This window comes from Pantanalinema rosaneae CENA516 (assembly GCF_050753385.1).
In the GTDB taxonomy this organism is placed as follows: Bacteria; Cyanobacteriota; Cyanobacteriia; order Leptolyngbyales; family Leptolyngbyaceae; genus Pantanalinema; species Pantanalinema rosaneae.
This window is the reverse complement of record NZ_JBLZFZ010000045.1, coordinates 37,011-54,859: the sequence shown is the minus strand read 5'-3', so window position 1 is coordinate 54,859 and position 17,849 is coordinate 37,011. Positions and strand designations below refer to the sequence as shown.

The 17,849-nt window shown below is 50.8% G+C and carries 16 protein-coding genes; 4 read left to right on the top strand and 12 right to left on the bottom strand.

The features are described from left to right. Positions 1-42: 42 nt before the first annotated feature. Positions 43-1,968 (bottom strand): CHASE2 domain-containing protein, encoded by a 1,926-nt coding sequence (locus ACN4EK_RS22610; protein ID WP_431660565.1) that lies wholly within the window; start codon positions 1,966-1,968, stop codon positions 43-45. Positions 1,969-2,119: 151 nt separating this feature from the next. Here ACN4EK_RS22610 and ACN4EK_RS22605 point away from each other — a divergent pair, with 151 nt between their 5' ends. After that, a complete protein-coding gene (locus tag ACN4EK_RS22605) occupies positions 2,120-3,463 on the top strand; it encodes a four-carbon acid sugar kinase family protein (RefSeq protein ID WP_431660564.1) in 1,344 nt (447 codons plus the stop codon). On the opposite strand, the gene ACN4EK_RS22600 is transcribed toward ACN4EK_RS22605, so the two are convergent. The 6 genes from ACN4EK_RS22600 to ffh all read right to left on the bottom strand — a co-directional run bounded on the left by ACN4EK_RS22600 (position 3,460) and on the right by ffh (position 8,544). Next, the gene (locus tag ACN4EK_RS22600) at positions 3,460-3,825 is read right to left on the bottom strand and encodes a hypothetical protein (RefSeq protein ID WP_431660563.1); all 366 of its coding nucleotides are present in this window, start codon (positions 3,823-3,825) and stop codon (positions 3,460-3,462) included. The genes ACN4EK_RS22605 and ACN4EK_RS22600 overlap by 4 nt on opposite strands. 122 nt (positions 3,826-3,947) lie before the next feature. After that, complete coding sequence (locus ACN4EK_RS22595; RefSeq protein WP_431660562.1) at positions 3,948-5,123, bottom strand: alpha/beta hydrolase; 1,176 nt, start codon at positions 5,121-5,123, stop codon at positions 3,948-3,950. A 206-nt stretch (positions 5,124-5,329) separates the two neighbouring features. Next, positions 5,330-6,286, bottom strand: a complete 957-nt coding sequence (locus tag ACN4EK_RS22590) for a PhoH family protein (RefSeq protein WP_431660561.1) — start codon at positions 6,284-6,286, stop codon at positions 5,330-5,332. 5 nt (positions 6,287-6,291) lie between these two features. Beyond that, positions 6,292-6,666 (bottom strand): KH domain-containing protein, encoded by a 375-nt coding sequence (locus ACN4EK_RS22585; RefSeq protein WP_431660560.1) that lies wholly within the window; start codon positions 6,664-6,666, stop codon positions 6,292-6,294. Continuing rightward, complete coding sequence (gene rpsP, locus ACN4EK_RS22580) at positions 6,659-6,907, bottom strand: 30S ribosomal protein S16 (RefSeq protein ID WP_431660559.1); 249 nt, start codon at positions 6,905-6,907, stop codon at positions 6,659-6,661. Before rpsP ends, ACN4EK_RS22585 begins: the two co-directional genes overlap by 8 nt. 173 nt (positions 6,908-7,080) lie before the next feature. After that, the gene (ffh, locus tag ACN4EK_RS22575; protein ID WP_431660558.1) at positions 7,081-8,544 is read right to left on the bottom strand and encodes a signal recognition particle protein; all 1,464 of its coding nucleotides are present in this window, start codon (positions 8,542-8,544) and stop codon (positions 7,081-7,083) included. A gap of 383 nt (positions 8,545-8,927) precedes the next feature. Here ffh and ACN4EK_RS22570 point away from each other — a divergent pair, with 383 nt between their 5' ends. Then, positions 8,928-11,255 (top strand): GAF domain-containing protein, encoded by a 2,328-nt coding sequence (locus ACN4EK_RS22570; protein ID WP_431660557.1) that lies wholly within the window; start codon positions 8,928-8,930, stop codon positions 11,253-11,255. 251 nt (positions 11,256-11,506) lie between these two features. Here ACN4EK_RS22570 and ndhO read toward each other — a convergent pair whose 3' ends face one another. After that, positions 11,507-11,740: an NAD(P)H-quinone oxidoreductase subunit O gene (gene ndhO, locus ACN4EK_RS22565; protein ID WP_431660556.1), complete on the bottom strand. Its 234-nt coding sequence runs from the start codon at positions 11,738-11,740 to the stop codon at positions 11,507-11,509. Between the two features lie 80 nt (positions 11,741-11,820). Further along, on the bottom strand, positions 11,821-13,548 hold the full coding sequence (locus tag ACN4EK_RS22560; protein WP_431660555.1) for an MBL fold metallo-hydrolase: 1,728 nt from the start codon (positions 13,546-13,548) through the stop codon (positions 11,821-11,823). 404 nt (positions 13,549-13,952) lie between these two features. On the opposite strand from ACN4EK_RS22560, the gene ACN4EK_RS22555 reads away from it, so the two are divergent. Further along, a complete protein-coding gene (locus ACN4EK_RS22555; protein ID WP_431660554.1) occupies positions 13,953-14,624 on the top strand; it encodes a DNA-3-methyladenine glycosylase in 672 nt (223 codons plus the stop codon). 27 nt (positions 14,625-14,651) lie between these two features. Here ACN4EK_RS22555 and ACN4EK_RS22550 read toward each other — a convergent pair whose 3' ends face one another. From ACN4EK_RS22550 to ACN4EK_RS22540, 3 genes are all read right to left on the bottom strand, one after another. After that, positions 14,652-15,275: a DUF3611 family protein gene (locus tag ACN4EK_RS22550; RefSeq protein ID WP_431660553.1), complete on the bottom strand. Its 624-nt coding sequence runs from the start codon at positions 15,273-15,275 to the stop codon at positions 14,652-14,654. Between the two features lie 97 nt (positions 15,276-15,372). After that, a complete protein-coding gene (locus ACN4EK_RS22545) occupies positions 15,373-16,875 on the bottom strand; it encodes a bifunctional aminoglycoside phosphotransferase/ATP-binding protein (RefSeq protein ID WP_431660552.1) in 1,503 nt (500 codons plus the stop codon). A gap of 141 nt (positions 16,876-17,016) precedes the next feature. Further along, positions 17,017-17,229, bottom strand: a complete 213-nt coding sequence (locus ACN4EK_RS22540; RefSeq protein ID WP_431660551.1) for a YqaE/Pmp3 family membrane protein — start codon at positions 17,227-17,229, stop codon at positions 17,017-17,019. A 193-nt stretch (positions 17,230-17,422) separates the two neighbouring features. On the opposite strand from ACN4EK_RS22540, the gene ACN4EK_RS22535 reads away from it, so the two are divergent. Further along, on the top strand, positions 17,423-17,797 hold the full coding sequence (locus ACN4EK_RS22535; RefSeq protein ID WP_431660550.1) for a phage holin family protein: 375 nt from the start codon (positions 17,423-17,425) through the stop codon (positions 17,795-17,797). Positions 17,798-17,849: the final 52 nt, after the last annotated feature.

The following is a 17,849-nucleotide window of genomic DNA, read 5'->3' as shown; positions in this document are numbered from 1 at the left end:
AGATGTGTATAAGAGACAGCCCCACTCCCCACTCCCCACTCCCTACTCATTCTGTCCCAGAACTCGATAGACCTCGACAGTTCGTTGTTTACCGCGCAATTGCAGACTACCCCAGGACTCTACCTGAAAGCGATCGGCTAAATACTCTAGCGTCTGCCGCGCAATCAAAATCCGGCAGTGGTCAGGTTGCCGATCTTTTTCGCAGCTTTCCAGCCGGGAGGCAATATTGACACTATCCCCAATCACCGCATATTCCAGCCGATCTTTACCCCCCAAACTTCCTGCCATCACTGGTCCAGTAAAGATGCCCACCCGCATACTCACAACCGGCAAGCCGCGTTCCTGCCAATCTCGATTCAAGGCTTGTAAGCGATCGCCCATCGTCACTGCACAGGCAACCGCTCGTTGGGCATCTGCTGCCACCTCTGCCCAGGTGGTGCGGGGTAGTGGCACACCGAATACCGCCATCAGTCCATCTCCCAGGAACTTGTTAATAATCCCATCATAGGTACGGACGGTCTGAGTCATGGTTCGCATGTACTCATTTAACCAGTGCAGTACCTGGTCTGGCGATCGCTGCTCTGAAATGGTGCTGAAGCTTTTGATGTCGGCAAACATTACCGTGACGGTCAAGCTTTGTCCTGCCAACATCCCCGATTGCAACAAGCGATCGCGCGAGTTCCATAGGGCAGCGGCGACCTCGGGTGATGTTTGTTGCCCCAATAGTTTCATCACAATTTGGCGTTGCTGATGTGCTTGCTGCATCTGGTAAGCGATCGTAAAACTGCCGGTAGCGATCGCCGCAACGGCGGGAGTTGCGATCGGGATCCAGATCTGGTGATTAAACAGATAGAATCCAACCCCAAATAGCATCAGGAGTAAACTACCTTCCAGAACAATCAGCACGACCGGATACCGCACTCTCCAGGCAATTCCCCCCCCGATCGCTGCCCAGCCGATAATCCATAAAATTTCTGCACCTTCTGACCAAAAGCGAAACAGGGGACGCTGATCGAGCACAGCCGCCAAAACTTGACTCACTTGTTGAGCATGGATCATCACTCCCGGCATCGTGCGGTTTTCAGTAGCGGCGGCACTATAGGGGGTGAAAAACAAATCCTTTAAGCTAATTGCCGTCACCCCAATTAACACAATCCGATCCTGCACCCACTCTGGTTGGAAGTCTCCATTCAATACCTGGGTGAGAGTGACAGTTTGCGCCGGACTTCCGCCAGAACGGTAATTGAGCAAAATCTGATAGCCCCGATCGTCGATCGTTTGATAGCCGCCTGAGTGCGATCGTAAGCGGGGAAACACTGTATTGCCTAACTGGAGTTGATCATTCGGCGTTACCCGTCCCGGATCGCGGAGATACAGCATTGCCAAGCGTAGCGAGAATGAGGTGAGGGTTTCCTGCCCATCGGAGGCAAACATTAGATTGCGGCGGATTTTACCATCGGGATCGGTGACAACTTCGCTAAACCCAATCTGCAACTTGGGCATAACGGGTGGCCCAGGAATGGCATCCTCCGATGTATTGCCAATGTAATTAATCGCAATCACATTGGGACGTTTCAGTTCAGGCACTAACTCTGCATACCCCGGTTCGTTCGGAATATCGCGGAATAAATCCAGTCCGATCGCCCGTGGCTGATATTGCTGAAGCTGCTTTAACACCTTTGCTAGAGTGCGATCGGACAAGGGCCAACGGCGTTTGGCTCGGATATCGGCATCGGTAATCGTGACAATGAGTAAGCGCGGATCAGGAGGAGCATCCGATCGCAGTCGCACCATCTGATCATAGATTGCCAGTTCGCTCCCTTCTAAGCCACCAATATGACGAATGCCCAGCAGTATCCCGACGATGCCCACTCCAGCCAGCACAATGGTTTTAATGTCGATCGAAACTCCAGATAACGACCCTTTTTGCCATCTTGATAGCGTTTGACGAAGTACCTGAGCAATCAAGGAAACCCTCTCTGAATCGACTCAACCTCCTGAGCCTGGGCAGAGGCAACCCGTTCGTTATTGTCTCAATCTTATCTATAACCTGGGGCTACGGCGGAATTGTTACCAGGAGCGATCGTCCTTAACGGCATAATGATCACAGGTTTACCCAATGTTTCCTCGCCTGATTATGACCAGTAACCCCAAAATAATTGTTCTGGATGATGACCCCACGGGCTCCCAAACCGTCCATAGCTGTCTGTTGTTAATGCAGTGGGATGTCGATACGCTGCGATTGGGGTTAGCTGATGAGGCACCAATTTTCTTTGTGCTGACGAATACCCGCGCTCTGACTCCCGAAAAAGCGGCTGCCGTGACCCAGGAAGTTTGTCACAACTTAAAAGCCGCGATCGCGGCAGAAAACATTCATGACTTTTTGGTAGTCAGTCGATCGGACTCTACTTTACGAGGACATTATCCGATCGAAACCGATGTGATTGCGGCAGAACTCGGTGGCTTTGATGCCCATTTCCTCACACCCGCGTTTTTTGAAGGGGGACGCACCACCCGTGATAGTGTGCATTACCTGAAGGTCAATGGAGTGGATACTCCAGTGCATCAAACTGAGTTTGCCAAAGATTCCGTTTTTGGCTACAGCTACAGCTATTTACCCGATTATGTGGCTGAAAAAACCCAGGGTCGCATTCCGACCGATCGCGTTGAACGCTTCCTACTAGCAGACATTCGGGCGGGGGTGCGCGATCGCTTAATGCAGTTGCACGACAATGTTTGTGGTGTGGTTGATGCCGAAACCCAGGCGGATTTAAATCAATTTGCGATGGATATTTTAGCTGCCGCCGCTCAGGGCAAACGTTTTCTCTTCCGCAGTGCCGCCAGTTTGTTGACCGCCTTAGCTGCCCTGCCACCGCAGCCGATCGCGCCAGAAGCAATGGCGAAATATGTCCGGGCAGGGAAACCGGGAGCCGTCATCATTGGTTCCCATGTCAAAAAGACCACTGAACAGTTAACGGAATTATTACAACAACCCGGAATCATCGGAGTCGAAGTCGAAGTGGCGCGGTTATTAGATCAATCCAGTGACCCGCGATCGCAACTTTTGCAGGACATTAGCCAGCAAGTCAATCAAATCCATGCAGATGGAAAAACTCCAGTGATCTATACCAGTCGGCAGGAGTTAACGTTTGAGGATGCCCAAACCCGGTTAGATTTTGGTGAAGCCGTTTCCGGTTTGTTAATGGACATCCTGCGCCAACTACCGTCGGATATTGGATTTCTGATCAGTAAAGGAGGGATTACCTCGAACGACACCCTCAGTACCGGACTGGCGCTGAGAACGGCTCGGTTACTGGGTCAGGTCATCCCCGGAGTTTCGATGGTACGCACCCCGGCGGATCATCCCCAGTTTCCGGATCTGCCCGTCGTCTTGTTTCCCGGTAACGTGGGAGATGCGTCGGCGCTGGCTACCGTCTATCAACGGTTGAGCCAACCTGGCTAGGTACGAGTTAAACGTTGGGAATTAATCCATCCCTCCTGACCCCTAGCACCCGTGATAAACACCCAAACCTTACCACTGCGATCCTTATAGGAACGGCTGACCGTAACCAATTCATCCCGTTTCACCTTAGCCACCTCATACCCCTGATCCTTATTGGGGTGGCTAAGTAGCTCTAAGGTATTTTTAGACAGTACCTTTGCCGAATAGGGTTGAACGGTTTCCCCTAAGGTTTGCGTTACCTGATCCGCACTGTCACTGCCATTGGGATTAGTTGTTCCAGAGCAACCCGTTACTCCCGCTGAAACCGCGATCGCCATTAGCAGCCATACTGCCCAACCAGATTTTTGCCACAGATTCACCATGCTTATTACCTCCTGAATGCCGGAATCCGCTAGGCATCACGATAGCAAAGGAGATAGAAAAGATCAGCGAATTTTGATTTTTTGATCTCTCCTATCTTCCTTACCTCCTCTATCTCCCCCACCTAAAGGACTGCTGGCACAGGCGGTAAATCCACACTCTGATCCAGGTTACTCAAATTATCGCGATCGACCTGCCCCGTCGTTAAAAAGCGGAACGTCTCTTGATACAGACTTTGCCAGAACCGATTACTCATCCCCTGGCTAACTTCCGTAGGGTCAACCATCGGATGGGGCACTAAATCACTGGCAGGGTAGAAATGATACTGATGCCCATTGGCTTTACCCCCAATCTTAGAGAAAAAGTCCTGATTCGTTTTAATGTCCGCCGCATCTTCGTTTTCGGTCAGCACTACAAAGGTCGGTAGGGTTTGCAACGTTTCCAGAGATTGAGGACTTAACACTACGGTACTACCGAAGCGATCGACTGCCGTTAAGGCTCCCACGGGAAACCGTAGATCCGGATCCCAACCCGATTCACTGATATCTAAGGGACCTGCTAAATTCACGTAACGCCGCCGATCGTCACCATAAATTCGCAATAGAGGCGCATAGGCCACCGCTTGCTGGATGCGATCGGGACGACTAGCCGCTAACGCTAATGCCACCGCCCCCCCGACCGATAACCCCACTGTAAACACGGGTCCCGGCATGGCTTCTAACTCCGCCAACCGAGCCTGGGCATTGGTCAGGTAGTCCAGATGGGAGGAAATAAAATAACGGTCAAAATTAGGATCATGGGGAGTTTCGATCGCTTGCACAATCTCTAATAGCCGGGGTTCGATCGCCACCAACCGAGCCATTAAGGCGATTTGCTGCACTCGATTCGGACGGGTGAACTCTCCCGAACTATGCTGCAAATTCGCAAAGTAGTTTTGCAGTACCGGATCCTGCTTGACCTTAGCCTTTAATGGCTGGGCAATTTCCGGTTTTAGATCGATCTGCGGCCAGGTTCGCGCCGGATTGAGGTAAACATGCCCCGCGATCGCGGGTTGATAAACATTAAAGCCATTCCGAAACAGATAATCCGCTAACCGCCACAGTTGATGGGGTTTGGCACTAAAGCCATGAAACATCATCACCGTCCCATAAATCGGCTGTCCCGGTTGATGCAACAGGGCGTATGGATAGGCTCCCTCCCGCCGCTCTGGATTCGCATCAATCTGCTGAACGTAAGCCGCGATCGCTTGCTGGGTTTGCGTAATTTGAGCCGCCGTCGGGGAAAAAGTTTTGGGGTTCATAGAATACTGAAGTGACACATGACACTGGGGACAATGGTGCTTGCCGTCAATAACCTAGCATTAAGCCAACCGCCGGAGAAATTTTCATGCTTCCTCAGGCTGTCAGGATCATCATGGGCTGAGTGCCACAATCCGGAAATCCGATCGGGTCGGGAGGATGCAGTCCGGAAACCCCTAACAAAATTCTGGAGAGCAGCCCGGACTGCTCAAGCGTCTTCGTAATGTTCGTAAGCAGCGACAATTCGTTGGACTAATGGATGCCGTACCACATCTGCCTTCGATAAATGACAGAAAGCAATCCCTTCAACAGATTGAAGAATCCGTTGAGCAACCGCCAAACCCGAAGATTGATGAGTGGGTAAATCGGTTTGGGTTAAATCGCCCGTCACCACCATCCGCGATCGAAAGCCCAATCGGGTCAGGATCATTTTCATTTGTGCCGGAGTGGTATTTTGTGCCTCATCCAGAATCACAAAGGCATTATTCAGGGTTCGTCCCCGCATATAGGCGATCGGAGCCACCTCAATTACCCCCCGTTCCATCAAACTAGGAATTTTTTCGGGATCAATAAACTCGTACAGCGCATCGTAGAGTGGTCGCAAATAGGGGTTCACCTTCTGCTGAAGATCCCCTGGCAAAAAGCCCAATCGTTCCCCCGCTTCCACCGCCGGACGGGTTAAAATCAGCCGCTCGTATTGATTCGACAGCAACGCCTGTACAGCCAACACCGCCGCGAGAAATGTTTTTCCCGTACCTGCTGGCCCGATACAAAAGGTTAGATCATGGCTACGAACCGCCTGAATATACTGGCGTTGGCGAAACGTCTTTGCCCGGATTTCTTCACCCCGCCGAGTTCGCGCTAAGACATCTTGCTGTAAATCTTGCAGTTCATCCTGCCGTTGGGTGTCCAGGGCATGGCGGGCAGTCATAATATCTACCCCAGTGATTGCCCTACCCTGTCGCCAGAAATCTGCCAAAGCTTGAACCAGGCGATCGCAGAGATCCACCTGGTTCTCAGTTCCCGAAATCAGTAATTCTTGACCTCGCAGAACCACCGTTGCACCAGTTTGGCGCGATAACACTTTCAGGTTTTCCTCTCGTTCTCCCGCTAGAGCGATCGCGCTATCAATACTGGGCAACTGAATGGTCAATGAATCTGCCATGCAGTCTACCTGGAAGCTCCTTTAGGACTGGGACGGCGAGAAGGTCTACTACCACCATGATGATGAGCATCACGAGAGTCCCCACCTCGCTCAGAACCACCCTCGCGACTATGGGGGGCACTGCCATACACATCCAGATGGGCAGAATGCCCTGCTGTGCGAGCTACAGCCTCTAGAACGGTTTTAATCGCCTGGATATTGCGTCCACCCCGACCATATACCCGTCCTTTATCACTGCCCTCAAAGGCAAGCCGCACCCATACCCGCGATCGGTTCTGGGATACTTCACAGTCTACTTTTAACGACTCTGGTGATTCCAGAAAGGGTTGGATTAAGAATCGGATCAGTCCTTCGTAGTTAGGAGCCACAGGTTCAGGCATTGAGTTGTTCAAAAACGTTAGCTTTTTGTAGGATACTCCGCACCGTTTCGGTAGGTTGTGCGCCTTCCTGCAACCGCTTGACGATCGCGGGAACATCCAGACGGACTTCATCTTTCCGGGGGTTGTAGAAGCCAAGTTCCTCTAGAGGCCGACCATCGCGGCGATCGCGGCTATTCATTGCCACAATCCGGTAACTCGCTTCACGCTTCTTGCCCAATCGCTTCAATCGCAGTTTGATCATGCTGACGTTCGGTGTGTTTCCTGGTAATGAGCAGCGATTCGCTATTGGAGTAGCGGCTCGCTAAAGAAAAAATTTCATGGACTACCTATCATATCACGGATCACGAGAGCGATCGAGAGTTTGAGGTCATCTTCTCCCCCATCTTCCCGACCTGCCCCAGCGTCCGATTGAGGCTACAGCGTCCCAAACCCCTTCTTTTTCTTCTCTTTCTTTTTCTTCTTACCCGGAGCCGCCCCCCCTGGATACCCGCGCCAACCGGGTTGGGCACCACCTCCATAGGGATTCCCCATTCCCGGCATTCCCATTCCTGGCATCCCCATTCCCGGCATTCCCGGAAAGTTGCCCTGTCCTAACTGTTGCATCATGTTCCGCATTTGTTGGAACTTGCTGACCAGTTCGGCCACATCCGTCTCGGCATAACCGGAACCTTTGGCAATCCGGCGACGACGACTGGGCGAACTCGATAACAGATCGGGATTTTTGCGTTCCTCGATCGTCATGGAGCCAATCATCGACTCGGCTTTTTTCAGTTCCGACTCGCCTTTTTCCAGTTGTTCACTGCTGATTTTGCCCATACCGGGGATCATCTTCATGATGCCGCCGAGGGAACCCATCGTTTTGAGTAAACGAGTTTGCTTGAGAAAGTCCGTGAAGTCGAATTTGGCGGAGAGGATCTTCTCCTGCATTTTCTCGGCTTCAGCAAAATCAACTTCTTCCCGGGCTTTTTCCACCAGGGTCAGGACATCGCCCATGCCTAAAATCCGGGATGCCATGCGATCGGGGTAGAAGGGTTGCAGCGCTTCCACCTTTTCCCCTGTGCCAATAAACTTGATCGGTTGTCCCGAAATCCGCCGGACTGATAAAGCCGCCCCGCCACGGGTGTCGCCATCCATCTTGGTCAGGATTGCCCCCGTGATGCCAATCTGCTCATGGAAGGTGCGAGTCAGGTTCGCCGCCTCCTGACCGGTCATGGCATCGACCACCAGCAGAACTTCGTGGGGCTGCACTGTTTCCTTGATTTGAGCCAGTTCCGCCATCATGTCCTGGTCAATCTGCAACCGACCTGCCGTGTCAATAATCACGGTATCAATGCCATCGGCTTTGGCTTTTTCCACCCCTTGCCGCGCAATCTCTACCGGATTGGCATCTTTACCCAATTCAAAAACTGGCACATCGATCTGCCGACCCAGAGTAATTAACTGATCGATCGCGGCGGGACGATACACATCCGTTGCCACCAATAACGTGCTGCGCTTTTCTTTCCGCAGATGGAGAGCTAGTTTGGCGGTTGCCGTAGTTTTCCCAGTTCCCTGTAACCCTGCCATTAAGACGATCGTCGGGGCAGGTTTCACCTCCGCCAGGGGGATATTCGTTTCCCCCATTACCTTAACCAGTTCGTTGTAAACAATCTCAATGAACTGTTGGGCAGGGCTAACTCCGGCGATTACAGAAGCCCCTTGTGCCGTGGTTTCCACTTCCGCCACAAAGTCTTTCACGACCTGGAGGTTGACATCTGCCTCCAGCAAAGCCCGTCGGACTTCTCGTACCGCTTCCTTAATATTGCTCTCCGAGATCTTGTCTTGACCTCGCAGCTTTTTCCAGGCAGATTCCAGGCGATCGGACAGTGCTTCAAACATACGTTCTGCTTCGGAATTCTCTAGCGTTCAGCGATCCATACGCTGCCTAATGGCAACCGGGATGGAAGTTTAAGTTTTGTCTATTTACAGATTAGCGCTTCCGGAACCTTGGTCACTGGATCAGCAAGATTAAACATCAGAGATGTAAATTTTTCTGATCGTTGGAGAAAAACCCTGAAGTCGGTAAACTAGCGGATCGATGACGCTATTATTCAGGGCTGGCAAATCTATTGTTCCGGATATCCGATTCGTATTCCTACCTATGCGGGATAGTTGACAACTGATAATCTGTACCTCAGTCAGTCTGTTTAGTGGAACAAACGAGGAACAATAGGGGGTAATTTTCGTTCCGATCGTCAAAAAAGCTTTAGGGAATTTGCCCTATGCCAATGTCTGAGTCAGTATTTCATTCCCAAACCAACCAGCGCTCGTTCTTAAGGTCGTCTCAGCCTGTTACCGCCGGAGATATGCCAGAGGATCTTGAACTCAATCAGAGCTTGCTGGACTTGGCGGCTCAGTTACCGCGATCGCCGGAACTTCAGCAAATCCAGTTCTGGGCAGAACAACTGAACTGGTTAAACTACATTCAACGCTGTAGTCGGCTATTGATGGCAGTCGTGGAACCAACCACCCTAACGGTGCGGTATGCCAATGATTATTTTTATGAATTTTTGGGTTTACCGGAACGGGATGAGCAGCACAATTGTCCCGCGATCGCGTTGGCGGCAGTTCTGAGTCGGCTGGCATCGGAGGCGGATCATCAGGCGGTTCAGAGTCTCTATCGTCGGCATATTTTGCACCTGGTACTGCGCGATTTTTATCAGATCGATGCCCATAGTTGTCGATTACTAGAGGCTCCGGTCATGGTGGCAATGCGGAGTCCCTTGTTTCGCGAGACGCGCTACATCGAGTTTTGGTTGCGTTCCGAGCAGTTACAGATCCGCCGATGCGATCCCAACCTGGATGAGTTTGCCGATTTACAACTGGGTTATCTGTCGCAGGAGGTGGTTGCCAACCAGTTAGCCAATCTAGATCAGCTTCAGGCATTAGAACAACGGCTGTGTCTGGAGAACTACGAGATTGAGGGGCAACTGCTGCTAGAGGGGTTGGATGTCACTCCCCAGGAAACCATTCGGCGGATTACCCAACTGTTAATCGATCGCGATTCCATCCTGCATCCTCGCAAGTTTCGGCAGGTCAATCGTCAGATGCGATCGCTGTTTCGAGCCTGGAATACGGTGATTGCCAGTATTGAATCCGATGAAATTCGGCTATTCATGGGGTCAGTGGGACGCGAGCTAGAAACGACTTCCTACCCCTTGTCATCCTTACAAGGGTCGTCGCTGATGCAGGCGATCGCCACGAATCGCGTTATTCCTGTCACCGATCTGACCCAGGAGGCAGGAACCGACTGTGGTAAACACATGCTGGAGCTAGGAGTGCGATCGCTGTTACTGATTCCTTTGGTGTCGCAGGTCGGTGGGATGGGAACTCATGCGCCCCATACGCAAGTCATGGGATTAGTGGGAGTCGTTAGCGATCAACCGAATAATTTTGATGCCCTGGATTGTCGCTGGGCTGAACAACTAATTCCTGCCTTTACCAGTGCCCTGACCTCGGCGCAACGGCAACTGGTACAACAACGGTTTATCACCAATATCCATCCGGCGGTGGAATGGAAATTTCTGGAGGAAGCCGAACGCCGCAGTTTGGGATTACCTGCCGAACCGATCGTCTTTACCAATGTCTACCCGCTCTACGGCATTTCGGATATTCGGGGGTCGTCCGAGGAACGAAATCGGGCGATTCAAGCCGATCTGCTCGAACAGTTAAATTTGGGTTTAGCCGTTGTTGAAGCTGCCTGCCAGGGACAGGAGAGCGCTTTAGGCGAACAATTGCGGTTAGATTTGCTGGAACGGATTCAGAATTTGCAAGAGCGCCTGACGGTAGATGCCGAGGTTTCAGAACTGCGCTATCTGCGCCACCATCTAGAGGTGTATTTTGATTACTTTAAGCAATGTGGTGAAGCGGCAGTAACGGCGATCGCGACCTATCAATTTGCCTGTGCTAATGATCACCAGTGTGTATATCAAGCTCGGGCGAATTACGATCAAACGATCGGGCGAATTAACGCCATTCTGCGCGAAACCTGGGAACGCTGGCAGGCGCGAATGCAACAGGTCAGCCCCCATTACTGCGATATCGAGACGACAGATGGGATTGATCACATGATCTACGCTGGCGACTCGATCGATCCCAAGTTCGGCAGCTTTCAACTCCGGAGTCTACGCTACGAACAACTGCGGGCAATTTGCGACTGTGCTCGGGCGGCGATGCGATTACAGGCAGAAGAAGGCTTAGCCCTACCTGTTGTCCACCTGGTACTGGTGCAGGATTCTACCGTAGACATCTTCCACGACGAAACCACCGAAAAACTCTTCGATGTCCGGGGCACTCGCGATACCCGTTACGAGATTGTCAAAAAGCGGATCGATAAAGCGATCGATGAACAAACCCAAACCCGGATTACCCAACCTGGGATGATGACGCTGGTTTATTCGACTAATGAAGAATGGGACGAGTACCAGCAATATCTCCGCTACCTGATGCGCGAAGGCTGGATCGACAGCCCAATTGAACATGGCACCGTCGAACCCCTCCAGGGAGTCACGGGATTAAAATTTGCTCGGGTTCGGGTGTTACCTGGTTAGGGGCAACGCATTCGGGCAAAAATCTCCGAAATTCTTGCAGGGTCGATCAACCAAAGGCTTCGCCCCTACGATGCAATTCGGCGTTACTGCATCAAAGGATGAATCATCAGATCTGCCCACCCTACGGGAAGCAAGCTACACCCCAGCCCTCTTCCGAGGGAGAGGGAACAAAGCTTCTAGCTCCCTTCTCCTTAGGGAGAAGGGTTGGGGATGAGGGTAATCATATTTGCATTCAGCAACGCCTGAAACTTTTATTTAAAGGCTTCTAGTTGATCGACTCGCAGCCAAACATTGGGAGTGGGAACAATGCCGAACTTGACGAGAGCATAATCACCACTTAAATCGACGACCTCACCTTTGGTATCAAAGATATAGGACGGGAACCGAGCATCACTGGCTTTGGCTTCCAGGCTATTCTCTAGTTTTTCTTTGACTGCCCGCACCATATCGCCGCGTTTGATTGCCATAACCTGTTTCTGTAACATGAAGACTACTCAATCAGCATTCTAAGCTGCTTCCGCGATCGTGCCTATGGGAATTTTGCCGCCTCTGAAGGGACGATCGCCTATTCCTCCTCGTTTTCGTTGTCTGGCTCCCCTTCTTCGAGGATCTGTGCCGACTCAAACACCGGACAGAATCCCTCCGGAGTTACCTTAAATTCAAATAAGGGAGAGGCAGGATTCCAGCAGCGCTGCCCCCGGTAATGGCGACAATTACCACAGCAGTTGCGTAACGGCGAGTTGGCATCCATCCAGTCCAACAAGCGATCGCCACCCTGCCGCAACAGTTCTCGCTGCGTTAATCCCCGTAAAACCAGTTCATCCCCCTGCCAGCGAGCCTCAATCAGTCCCGTATCTGCTAGAGCCTGCCAGCGTGGATCGGCGGTCACGGCATTCGGCAGAGTAATCGTGATCACTGTGTCTAATTCCGTCAATTCCCCTTCGTAATTACTTTCTGGGGCAGCCGGTTGCATGAAGGTTTCCCCGATCGGGAGGTCTACCAAACTCCCAGTGGCAGGGGAGTGGAGTTGATAGCGATGTTGCAGTTCCTCCAGTCCGGTTAAATCTGCCAGATAGGTGGGTGAACCATGCACGAACACCACATGCTGCGGACGCAGATTATGGATTAATTGGGTGGTTCCCGGCCCATCACAATGTTGAGCTAGTAGGTAAGTTTCCGTTAAGGGGCTGGGGGTTGCCTGCATCGGCTCCGGTTGCGACTTACCCTTAGTTCCAGGCTGATCTGGCTTAGCGGCTTCCATCGCTTTAAATCGGGAGCGGTGCGGCTCCTGTGGCAGCAATACTAACCACTTTTCGGGTTTAGCGTGATAATACTGGCGTAGATCCGTGGCTTCATCCACCAGGACGATCGCCGGAGTCTCTTCCCAGTTAGGGGGGTACTCTGGATCAAAGCGGCGCACTCGGGGACGAATCCGTTCATCCCAGAACAGCGATTGATGACGGGCAAAATTTTGGACAGAGGTAGGCAGATGCGGCAGGATATCCAGATATAAATCACAGCCTGCTGCGACCGAGCGATCGACCCAAATATCGATATCTCTGCCTGTGAAGTAATGATGGCTGCGTAGCAGCATTAACAATTCCTGTCCCAGTCCTAAGGGTGAGGCAGGTAATAGAATCGACTGCTGATTAGCTAGTGCCCGATTGATGCGATCGGCGAATTGGTTTTCCTGCTGGCGACGATGGGGATGTCGAGCCGTACCGTAGCTCCCTTCAATAATCAGCACATCGGGCGACAGCCCCCGTAACTCCTCTAAGGGAAACCCTTCCACTAACCGAGAGTTAGACAAAAAAAAGTCACCCGTATAAAACACGCGATAGGAGCGATGAGTTAACTCTCCCGATGGAGTGGGAGTGTAGGTTAACAGAATGGCTGCCGCTCCGGGCAAATGTCCGGCAGGGTAGATCTCTGCGGTTAAGCCATCCAGAAACTCGACTGGAGTTCGCCAGGGCAACGCCTGACAAAATACAGGGAGTTCATCGGGAACGGTCTCAAGCCAATTAAACGGTAATAATTGAGTCGTAACTTCGCTAGCGTAAATTGGTAGCTTGGGAAATTCTTGATGCAGTTGCAATAAGCCCCTGGCATGATCCGCATGGGCATGGCTACACAACACAACATCTGCTGGAGGAATGCCTTTACGAGTAATCAAGGGAGTCAGGTTGGCAAGCCCACAATCCAGCAGAATGCGATATTGTCCAATCCGCAGTAGAAGACAAATTCCTTCATCTGCGTGACCAGCACCATAAATCAGGCATTCTAGCTCTATCACGTTGCTGTTGCTGCTTAAGCATAGCGATCGCAAAATTCCCCACAGTTGTTAGTGGAGCAATCCCGCGATCGAGAATTATCTCTTTCTAAAGACTATTTATGAATGACGCAAATCGCCAATCACCCGCTGTTAACGATGAATTACGATCCTGAACGATGGTCTAGTGAGCAGATCCATTGCCGTGATAATTGTCAGAATCGTAGAATCCATTCCGAGTGCCAAAGAACAGGCAAGCTACTGTGAAAATAACTGTCAGCACCACCAGAATTAATTTGACATCCATTTTTTTTATGGCTCTTGAGGACAAACTAGCAGGTTACAAAATGATACACAGTCTACACATGGGCGAACCCAACTTGCAGGCATTGTAAAACAGTTTTGCCGTATCCTACCAATTCCCTGGTTTGAGAAACAAGTCCTCTCCCCACTCCCTATCTCCCCACTCCCTATCTCCCCACTCCCTATCTCCCTTGCCCCCATCCCCCATCTCCTCCTCCTGGCTATCCCAACCTTCCACCCAAGTCGCCCCTGACCTGATCGGTTGTACCCTGGTGCGGCAGATGCCAGATGGTCAGATGATTCGAGGGCTGATTGTGGAAACAGAAGCCTATGCCCCAGGTGATCCGGCTTGCCATGCCTATCGTCGCCAAACGGCTAGAAATCGGGTGATGTTTGGTCGGGCGGGGATGACCTATGTGTATTTAATTTACGGAATGTATCACTGTTTAAATATTGTCACCGATCGCGAAGGGATTCCCAGTGCAGTATTAATCCGGGCGTTACAGCTAGACTGCATTCCAGCCTGGATGGATCTGACCAAGCGACCCCAACTCGATCGCGTGGCGGCGGGCCCCGGTAAACTTTGCCGCACCTTACAAATTGATCTGAACCACACAGCGTTACCCTTACAGCCTGGACAACCGTTATGGTTAGAACATCGTGATTCGCCATTTCAACAGCAGATCGATCGGGGGGTACAGTCCTTAATTCAAACGACTCGGATTGGATTGACGCAGGGAGTTGATCTCCCCTGGCGCTGGTATCTATCAAACTGTGCCGCCGTCTCTAAACTTTAAGAGGGGGCTTGCGTTCCGATGAATTGCCTACTCTTCCATCCCTTTGATCACCAGGGACGACGGAGCCGTATGGCGATCGACCCGGTTGAGCAACCACAATGCCGCTACAACCCCGACCGTGGCGGCAGCAATGCAAAAAAAGTCTGCCTGAAGCGCAATCATATTCATGGGATTAATCAAGCTATAGGGACTCAGCACCATTGAGTCTGGATTTTGAGTCACCACTCTCGACCCCGGTGGTAGACTCAGCAACCGCACTAATAAATTACCAGTTTGACTAATGCCGATAATCGTTGCACAACTAATGCCGACAAGATTCACGACCAATCCTGCCCATAGCTGTTGGATCACCCTGACTTTGGATGGACGACGTTGCGGATCAACCAATTGGATGGCTAAGCGAGTATAGCGATAACACCAGTACAGACTAAATAACAAAATCACTAAACAGGCATAGGCAAGGGTGACTGACAGATTGAAATAGGTTTGGGGCGGATTGCGGTGAAAGAATAGAGCAAACACCAAAATAAAAATTGGCATTGCTCCCAGTAAGGCTTGAGCGGTTAATGCCGACCACCCAACCCAACGAAACGTATCAGCCACCTGGCGAATGGTAAGCGGTGGCGAGGAAGAACTACCAAGATCAAACATAGGCGATCGCAGGAGGGAATGAGAGGCAAGTCATGATCCATTATCTATGACTAACCTCTAAAATTCTCTCTTGGTAGGCAAGCAGGAGGAAATTTTCTTATTGGGTTGTATCTACGGTCGTGAGATATGCCTGTTCACGATCGCTGAAGGGTTCCATTGATTGCTGCAATAGGACATCCACCGTGGCATCGGAAATATCCCCTTGTCGTTGGCGCAACCGATCTTGCAACACCTCAATGGGCGCTGTGCAATGAATAATTTGTAGGGGTAACCCACTGGCCTCAGCTTGTTCGATCGCAGGTTGGCGTAATGCCTGTCGATCGTATTTAGCATCCAGAATCACGGGATATCCTTGCTTTGCCAATGTGATGCCCAGTTGCAGTAAGCGATCGTAGGTTTTCTGAGTCATTTCTGCACTGTAGAGGTTGGCATCCCCCGCCGCCTCCAAGGGCACCCCTGCCAAATGTTTCCGAACCGCATCCGATCGCAAATGGACTCCTCCCAGTTGGGCGGCTAACTGCCGAGCCAGGGTACTTTTACCCGATCCTGACAAGCCAGACATCAGAATTAAGCGACCCTCACGCGGACAAGTATAGTCCCATGCCAAGCGATAGTAACGGGCAGCAGAGGCGGCAATTTCTTGTTTAGCCGCTTCGTCAATCGAGGGATCGTCCAGTAGAAAGGAAGTCACTTTTGCCCGAACGTAGGCTTGCCGACTGAGATAGAGCGGTAACACCTGTAACCCTTCCCAGTCACCCATTTGTTCAACATAGGCATTCATGAACCGATTGCTTAAATCTTGGCGATCGCGCACATCCAAATCCATGATGATGTAAGCAATATCGAACATAACATCGACAAATCGGAACGATTCATTAAATTCAATGCAATCGAATAAATAAATGCGGTCTTGCCACAAGGCAATATTCCGCAAATGCACATCACCGTGGCACTCACGAATCCAATTCTGCTGTATCCGTTGATTAAATAGTTCAACCTGCTCAGCAAATAAGCGATCGGTATATTGCCGAGTTTCGTCGAATTGCGCTTGAGTTTGTGCCAGACCAATATATTTTTGAGTTTGCTCGTAGTTTTCGTCGATCGCTTGCCGAATCTGCGTCACTTCACCAAAACTACGAATGTAGTCATTGATCGCGGCTTGGCGATGGAACTCTGCCAATTCTCGCGCCAGTTGTTCCAGTAGCGATTCGGTTAACTCACTGCGATCGTATACCTCAGTCAATAACGCCGATTGGGGAAACTGCTGCATTTTGACTACATATTCCACCGCTTCCCCATCTCCATCCAACTGAAACTGATCCCCTATCTGGACGATCGGCAGAACAGCTAAATAGAGTTCGGCGGCTCCCCGTTGGTTCAACCGCAGTTCTTCATTACAGAAGTGATGGCGCTTTTCCAGGGTGGAGAAATCCAGAAAACCAAAATTGACAGGCTTTTTGACTTTGTACGCAAAATCGCCTGTCAATAACACGTAGGAAACGTGGGTCTGCATCAGTTTAATGGGTGCCGTCACCGGGTGGGGATAGAACTCCGGCTGGGTCATTTGCTGAATTAGTGCGGAAAGGGTTGCTGCTGTCATTGCGTGGCTGATTAGGAGTAACTGATTGGCGACGATCGCCATGATTCGGCATACTCCACAATACTCTAGAAGGTGGCTCCTGCTGCCGCTAACCTGTTCATTTGCCAGCCAAGCTTAACCCTCAAACGCAACCTAAATGCGTTATCCAAGCTGACGGTTGTAATTTTCTTCATGCTTAGCGATCGCCCACAGCGCATGAATACTTCCCGGCAACCAACCTAATAGCGTCAAGCCGATATTAATCAAGAAAGTGACATTAAATCCAAAGGTGAGAAACACACCTAGCGGGGGTAGAAAAACTGCCAAAATTAACCGCAGTAATCTTGAGGTTGAAACAGTATTATTTACAGCCATTATGGTTCTATCTCCTGAATATCTATTCCTTCTATTTTGAGCAACGGCAGTCAGGCACATCGTCCCTCTCTGGGTCGATCCACTGGTGAGAAGCGGAATCTATCTTTTTATAGAAGTTTAATTTGATCGGAGATCACAAGATTGAATAGTGATATTGAAATTGCACATTTTTGAGCGTTTTGAGGAAAACACTATGCTTGGATTCTTTTTTACAACCTTAGCTACGGCATTAAGTCTTTTAGTCGTCGATTTAGCGGTTCCTGGTGTGGATATTGCCACATTTCCGGCGGCAATCATCGCTGCGATCGCCGTTGGTTTAATTAACTCTTCCGTTCGCCCTACCTTGTCTGCGTTAACAATGCCGATCAATTTCCTCAGCCTGGGAGCCTTTTCTCTAGTGGTAAACGGACTGTGCTTCTGGTTAGCCGCTGTCTTGGTTCCGGGCTTTAGAGTGCATGGTTTGCTGGCGTTTATCCTCGGACCCGTTGTGCTTTCCTTTATCAATACGTTCTTGAGTAAGTATTTTGCAGAACGCAAGCCAGAGTTGAACATTCAAAGTCGTGCTTAATCGCTACTCTGCGATCGTCATAGAACTTTGAGGGGCGTTGAATTAAGCGCCC

Bases quoted from the DNA above. Each gene is read 5' to 3' on its own strand.
- ACN4EK_RS22605 (WP_431660564.1), top strand. From the start codon at position 2,120: ATGTTTCCTCGCCTGATTATGACCAGTAACCCCAAAATAATTGTTCTG.
- ACN4EK_RS22600 (WP_431660563.1), bottom strand. From the start codon at position 3,825: ATGGTGAATCTGTGGCAAAAATCTGGTTGGGCAGTATGGCTGCTAATG.
- ACN4EK_RS22595 (WP_431660562.1), bottom strand. From the start codon at position 5,123: ATGAACCCCAAAACTTTTTCCCCGACGGCGGCTCAAATTACGCAAACC.
- ACN4EK_RS22590 (WP_431660561.1), bottom strand. From the start codon at position 6,286: ATGGCAGATTCATTGACCATTCAGTTGCCCAGTATTGATAGCGCGATC.
- ACN4EK_RS22585 (WP_431660560.1), bottom strand. From the start codon at position 6,666: ATGCCTGAACCTGTGGCTCCTAACTACGAAGGACTGATCCGATTCTTA.
- rpsP (WP_431660559.1), bottom strand. From the start codon at position 6,907: ATGATCAAACTGCGATTGAAGCGATTGGGCAAGAAGCGTGAAGCGAGT.
- ffh (WP_431660558.1), bottom strand. From the start codon at position 8,544: ATGTTTGAAGCACTGTCCGATCGCCTGGAATCTGCCTGGAAAAAGCTG.
- ACN4EK_RS22570 (WP_431660557.1), top strand. From the start codon at position 8,928: ATGCCAATGTCTGAGTCAGTATTTCATTCCCAAACCAACCAGCGCTCG.
- ndhO (WP_431660556.1), bottom strand. From the start codon at position 11,740: ATGTTACAGAAACAGGTTATGGCAATCAAACGCGGCGATATGGTGCGG.
- ACN4EK_RS22550 (WP_431660553.1), bottom strand. From the start codon at position 15,275: ATGTTTGATCTTGGTAGTTCTTCCTCGCCACCGCTTACCATTCGCCAG.
- ACN4EK_RS22545 (WP_431660552.1), bottom strand. From the start codon at position 16,875: ATGACAGCAGCAACCCTTTCCGCACTAATTCAGCAAATGACCCAGCCG.
- ACN4EK_RS22540 (WP_431660551.1), bottom strand. From the start codon at position 17,229: ATGGCTGTAAATAATACTGTTTCAACCTCAAGATTACTGCGGTTAATT.
- ACN4EK_RS22535 (WP_431660550.1), top strand. From the start codon at position 17,423: ATGCTTGGATTCTTTTTTACAACCTTAGCTACGGCATTAAGTCTTTTA.